This is a genomic window from Rhodococcus sp. (in: high G+C Gram-positive bacteria) (genome assembly GCF_049286785.1).
Lineage (GTDB): Bacteria > Actinomycetota > Actinomycetes > Mycobacteriales > Mycobacteriaceae > Rhodococcus_F.
On sequence record NZ_JBAQEO010000231.1, the window covers coordinates 1 to 5,816 of the forward strand.

General features: G+C 61.6%; 6 protein-coding genes. All 6 read right to left on the reverse strand.

The window, feature by feature from the left end:
- Positions 1-816, reverse strand: an 816-nt coding sequence (locus WAW17_RS09495) for an MCE family protein (RefSeq protein ID WP_422332731.1), incomplete at its 3' end; no start/stop codon positions are given.
- Positions 813-1,937 carry an MCE family protein gene (locus WAW17_RS09500; RefSeq protein ID WP_422332732.1) on the reverse strand — a complete coding sequence of 375 codons (1,125 nt, stop codon included), beginning with the start codon at positions 1,935-1,937 and terminating at the stop codon, positions 813-815. The genes WAW17_RS09495 and WAW17_RS09500, both read right to left, overlap by 4 nt.
- The gene (locus WAW17_RS09505) at positions 1,934-2,962 is read right to left on the reverse strand and encodes an MCE family protein (protein ID WP_422332733.1); all 1,029 of its coding nucleotides are present in this window, start codon (positions 2,960-2,962) and stop codon (positions 1,934-1,936) included. Before WAW17_RS09505 ends, WAW17_RS09500 begins: the two co-directional genes overlap by 4 nt.
- Positions 2,959-4,161, reverse strand: coding sequence for an MCE family protein (locus tag WAW17_RS09510; RefSeq protein WP_422332734.1), 1,203 nt, complete (start codon positions 4,159-4,161; stop codon positions 2,959-2,961). The genes WAW17_RS09505 and WAW17_RS09510 overlap by 4 nt, the downstream gene beginning before the upstream one ends.
- A 6-nt stretch (positions 4,162-4,167) precedes the next feature.
- A complete protein-coding gene (locus WAW17_RS09515; RefSeq protein ID WP_422332735.1) occupies positions 4,168-5,019 on the reverse strand; it encodes an ABC transporter permease in 852 nt (283 codons plus the stop codon).
- A 14-nt stretch (positions 5,020-5,033) separates the two neighbouring features.
- The gene (locus WAW17_RS09520) at positions 5,034-5,798 is read right to left on the reverse strand and encodes an MlaE family ABC transporter permease (protein ID WP_422332736.1); all 765 of its coding nucleotides are present in this window, start codon (positions 5,796-5,798) and stop codon (positions 5,034-5,036) included.
- Between the last annotated feature and the right edge of the window lie 18 nt (positions 5,799-5,816).

Below are 5,816 nucleotides of genomic sequence, written 5' to 3' on the forward strand. Positions count from 1 at the left end.
CTCCAGCCGGGTCGCTGTCGTCGAGATGTTGTCACGGTTGTCTCCGACGAACTGCGAAACGTCACTCACGGCAGCATCCAGATCCGTAACAACCTGATCGACTTCGCCGGAATCGTTGACCAACAAACCGGAGACCGACGCAAGGGTGTCGTTCAGTTGTGCCATCAGGTCACTGCTCGTAGACAATGCACTGACGAGTACCTGCAGGTTCTTGACCGTCGTGAAGATATCGGTGCTCTTCTCTCCGAGCGTGGACACCGCCTGCGACAACTTCGTCAGTGCTTCGTTCGCGTTGGTTCCCTGACCGCGGAGGTTATCTGCCGCGCTGTCGACGAATGCACCCAGCGAACTATTGCCGTCAGGTGTCGATGGGGTGAGCGACTCCGACAATTTCTGGAGCTGGGTCCGGAAGTCATCCCACTCCACAGGCACCGCGGTGCGATCGATCGAGATCTCGTCACCGCTCTCCATCTGCGGGCCACCCGAGTACGCGGGCACCAATTGGATTGCGCGAGAGGACACCAGCGACGGAGACAGGATCGCCGCCTTGGCATCAGCAGGTACCTTCTGATCGGACTCGAAGGAGAACGTGATCTTGGTGTTGTCCGGACCGGGTTCGATCTCGTCCACGGTGCCCACCGGGACACCGAGGATACGAACCTCGTCGCCCACGTACAGGCCGTTCGCTGTGGAGAAATACCCCACGACGGTGGTCGTGTGGCTGTTCGTCCACGTCCTGACGGCGAGAACGGTACCCGCGACCAAGACCACTACGACCGCGCCGAGGATCGCGATCCGGGAACGCGACACTGTCATCGTCCGCCTCCTGGTATGACGTTTTCGAGTCCGGGAATCGACGGCAGCTCCAGTCCGGGAACGGAAGGCATCGCAGGCGCTCCTGCCGACTGCGGCTTCACCAATTCCGAGGGCAAGGGCTGGTCGAGGTCGATCCCCTGATCGGCGAAAGCTGCGTCTACGAATGGTTGGAGGAACTGTCCAGGAAGGAGATTGGCGAGGTACGCCTTGTAGAACGGTCCGGAGCTGACAGATTCACCCAGTGACATTGCATATTGCGATAGCTTCTCGATCGACTTTTGAATCTCGGACTTCCGGTTGTCGAGAATACCCAGAACGGAGTTGAGTTTGTCCAGAGCGGGTTTCATCTTCTCCCGGTTGTCGGCCACCATTCCGGACAGCTGCCTCGAGGCAGCGGCGACATTACCCATCACCTGGTCGATGGCGGCGCTTCGGTTCTGGAACTCGACCAACAGAGTATTTGCATCGACGATCAACGCAGCGATTTGATCACTGCGCTCGGAGAGTACCGAGGTCATCTTGCCTGCCTCGGTCAGCAGGTTTCGAAGCTGCTCGTCACGGATGTTGATCGTGTCGGAGAAGCGGGCGACCCCGTCCAGGGCGAGTGCTAGATCGGTCGGTGTCTCCTCGAAGGTCTCCGACAGCGAGGAAAGCGCGTTCGACAGCTGACCGGTATCGAGCCCGCTGATGGTCGTCGTCAAATCACCGAGGGCATCGGACAGTTCGTACGGTGACGTGGTGCGCTCGAGGGGGATCGCACCGTCGAGGTCGCTCGTTCCGCGCGGTGTGATGGCGAGATTCTTGGCCCCCAGCACGGTTTCCGTCTTTATCGCCGCCTCGGTGTGGTCGCCGAGGTGGACGTCCTCGTCCATGGAGAACTCGACCAGTACCTGCTGTCCGGCCAGTTCGATTTTGGTCACCTTGCCGACATTCTTGCCCGATACCTGCACTGCACTCCCGGTCTTCAGTCCCCCCAACTCGGCGAAGTAGGCCGAGTATGAGTCGGACGAGGAAAAGAAGGGGAGCTTGTCGTACTGGAGAGATCCGATCACGAGCGCACCGGTGACCGCGCAGCCGACAGCTCCGACCACCAACGGGTTCATTTCCGCGAAGGATCTCATTTCGGTTCACACCGTCCTGTGTCTTGTCCGGCCACTTTGATGTAGACGGGGTTGCCGCCGGGACCGTTGACCTTCAACACCAGGTCGCAGAGATAGAAACTGAAGAAGTCGCCGTTGATCCCCTGACGCGCGAGTATCTGGTATATGTTCGGCAAGTTCGCGATGAGGTTGTCGACGTAGTCGCGGTCACTGTCGATCTGTCCTGCTGTGCGCTCGGTTTGCGTGACGACTTCCTTCAACGGTGCCCGCGCCTGCGTCAGCAAATCATCGACTGTGCTCGCGGCCGCGTCGATGCTGCTCACAGCCTGCCCGAGATCGGGCGAGCCAGACGCAAGACCCGATACGAGTTGCTGAAGTGTGTCGACGCCTTCGGAGAACTGCTCGTTCCGGGCGGTGATCGTACCCAGAACCGTGTTCAGATTGTCGACGACACTGCCGATGAGCGCATCTCGATCGGCAAGGGTGTTCGTCAGCTCCGCGGTGTGTGCCAGCACGGACGCAATCGTCCCGCCCTGTCCTTGGAACACCGAGATCAGTTGCCCGGTCAGGTCGTTGACCTGATCAGGGTCCAGCGCACGAAACAACGGACGGAAACCGCCCAGGAGCGCGTCGAGGTCCAGGGCCGGTGAAGTCCTGTCCACGGGAATCGTGTACCCGGTCGCCACCGGCGCGATCGAACCAGCCGAATCTTCGAGCGCCATATAGCGATCACCGATCAGGTTCTCGTAGCGGACAGCGGCTTTCGTTCCTTCGGTAATGGTGACCGAGGAATCGAGAGCGAAGTTCACCACGGCAGTGTTGTCGTCGCGCAGGTCGATACTCTTCACCTTGCCGACCTCGACTCCGGCGATGCGAACGAACTCGCCCGGCTTCAGTCCGGACACTGTGGTGAATTCGGCGCTGTACCCGGCCTGGTCGTCGAATCGGAGTTGCCCGAAGATCACGATCACACCGAAGAGCGCCACCGTGCACACTACGAAGAACGCCAGGAACCGTACCAGCGCGCCACGAACGTTCTCTCTCATCGAGCACCTCCCGCAATACCGGTCAGAAAGTCGAGGAAGGGCGGATTCCCCATGGCGGGGGTGGTCGGTAGATCACCGGGATTGGCGCCCCACCCCGTATCCGTGACCAGTTGCTTGATGGGATACGACGCGCTGGGATCCGGCAGTGAGCCGCAACTCGGCTTTCCTCCGGGTCCACCGCTCGCATTGATCTTCGGCAAGTGCTTGGGGTACTGGTATGCATTGTCACCAGCAAGGATTCCCACGTCGAGGATCAGTGATTTGTGGTTTTTGCCAGCGACCATGTCGTAGCCGCCGTTATCGAGAAACCACTTTGCTCCAATCAGCAGACACGTGTACGTCGGGTTGTACTTCAGCAGGAGATTGGTGGTGGGCTCGAGCAGGTTTACCGATCGGACGAGGGCGTCCTGGTTGGAACCGAGCACGTCGATTCCCGTGTGCGACAGTCCGATCACCGACGTCAACGCCGCATCCAGATTCGCTTGCTCGTCGGTGACGGTCGTGGCCGTGACGCTTCCCGCAGAGAGGACCTGCAAAATGTCCTGCGCTGCAGAACTGTATGCCCCTGAGGCGTCGCCGAATGCCTGTACGTCTTGGTCGAGAGTGACCATGCGCGGATTCACCTCCCCGAGCACTGCATTCGCATCATCGAGTGTTCTGCCGAGTTCATCCCCCCTACCGCGGAGTGCGCTGGAGACCGCACCCAGGGTCGCATTGAGCTTGGCCGGGTCGACCGAATCGAGCACGTCGGAGAGGTTTTCGAAAACAGTATTGACCTCGGTCGTCACGTTGTCCGATACCAACCGCGCTCCGCCGGTGAGTCGCGTCGACGATGGATCGGCGGGCGCAATCAGATCGACGTACTTCGCACCGAATGCCGTAGTCGCCTTGATGTCTGCGCGTACGTTCGCCGGGATCGACTCGATTGCGGAGGGATACAGGTGCAGTACCAGGGTCGCTTCCTCGGAACCCGACGAGATCGATCCGACCTCCCCGACCTGAATGCCCCTCATTTTCACCTTCGCGCCCGGCTCCATGACCAGACCCGACCGCTCGGACGTGAGGGTCGCGTCGACGGAACGCTTGTAGCTGCCGGTGAAGAGCACGACCGTCATGGCGACCAGTCCGACGATCACGAGGACCAGGAGTGCGGCCCACCATCCCGGCGCGATGTGGCGCCTCGAACTTGCGTATGTCATCGGCGGCTATCCCGAGAGGTCGAAGTTGCCGGACTGTCCGTACACGGACAGCGAGATGAACAACGTCACGAACACCGCGGCGATGAGGGACGTCCGGACCGCGCGTCCGACCGCCTCCCCGACGCCGGCCGGACCGCTGGATGCCGTGAACCCGTAGTACGTGTGCACGAGCATCACGACCACCGCCATGACGACCGCCTGCAGGAAGGACCAGAAGAGGTCGGTCGGCCGCAGAAACGTGGTGAAGTAGTGGTCGTACACGCCCGGCGACTGACCGTAGACGAAAGTCGTACCGAAGCGCGCGGACAGGAAAGACATGATGACGGCGACGGAGTACAAGGGGACCACCACGACCATCCCCGCGACGATGCGCGTGGACACCAGATAGGTGATCGATCGGATTCCCATGACTTCGAGCGCGTCGATCTCCTCGCTGATGCGCATCGACCCGAGCTGTGCGGTGGCGCCCGCTCCGATCGTTGCGGCCAGTCCGATACCCGCCGTGAGTGGTGCGATGATCCTGACGTTGAGGAATGCCGCGAGGAAGCCGGTGAGCGCTTCGACGCCGATGTTGCTCAGCGAGTTGTATCCCTGCACGGCGATGAGGGCGCTCGCGGACAGGGTGAGAAACCCGACGATGACCACGGTTCCGCCGATCACCGCGAGCGCGCCGGTACCGAGGCTCATCTGCGCGATGAGCCGAAGCGTCTCCTTCTTGTACAAGCGCACCGCATCGACCGTGTACCCGAGCGCGCGACCGTAGAATGTCGTCTGCTCGCCCAGTTGATTCCACGCACGGACTTTGCCCGTCACGAATCGGGACGATCGGGGAAAGCGGTCGGCGAGCGTGAACGCCATCGCTGATTCCTTTCTCACAACGTTGCTTTGACGCCGACGGCGGTGACGATGACGTTCACGACGAAGAGGGCCATGAACGCGAACACCACGGTCTCGTTGACCGCATTGCCGACGCCGCTCGGCCCGCCCTTGACCGTGAGTCCCTTGTAGCAGGCGATCAGGCCGGCACTGAGGCCGAAGAGGGCAGCCTTGACCACCGAGATGATCACTTCGGGCAGACCGGTCACCAGTGTCATTCCGGCGACGAACGCCCCGGGTGTTACGTCCTGGACGAAGACCGAGAACAGGAAGCCGCCGGTCAGGCCCACCACAGCGACGAGGCTGTTCAGAAGGAGCGCGACGAGGGTCGCCGCGAGCACTCTGGGCAGGACCAGCCGCTGAATCGGGTCGATGCCGAGCACGCGCATCGCGTCGATCTCCTCGCGGATGGTCCGAGCACCGAGGTCCGCGCACATCGCCGTCGATCCCGCCCCTGCGACGACGAGGACGGTCACCAGCGGCCCTATCTGCGAGATCGCCCCGAGCGCCGCACCGGCCCCCGACATGTCAGCGGCACCGAGTTCCACCAGAAGAATGTTCAGGATGAACACCGTCAGCACGGTGAACGGGATGGACAGCATGAGCGTCGGCACGATCGACACCCGCGCCACGAACCAGCACTGCAGAACGAATTCCCTTGCAGCAAAAGGTCTCTTACCGACAGCGACCGCCGTGTCGGCCACCATGGCGAAGAAGATACCCAGTGCTCGCACAGGCCGCGCCGCGAGACTGACCACCACGACTCCCCTCCTTCGGTC

What these genes read in the sequence shown, in the direction of transcription:
- WAW17_RS09510 (WP_422332734.1), bottom strand. Translation starts at nt 4,161, where the DNA reads ATGACATACGCAAGTTCGAGGCGCCACATCGCGCCGGGATGGTGGGCC.
- WAW17_RS09515 (WP_422332735.1), bottom strand. Translation starts at nt 5,019, where the DNA reads ATGGCGTTCACGCTCGCCGACCGCTTTCCCCGATCGTCCCGATTCGTG.
- WAW17_RS09505 (WP_422332733.1), bottom strand. Translation starts at nt 2,962, where the DNA reads ATGAGAGAGAACGTTCGTGGCGCGCTGGTACGGTTCCTGGCGTTCTTC.
- WAW17_RS09500 (WP_422332732.1), bottom strand. Translation starts at nt 1,937, where the DNA reads ATGAGATCCTTCGCGGAAATGAACCCGTTGGTGGTCGGAGCTGTCGGC.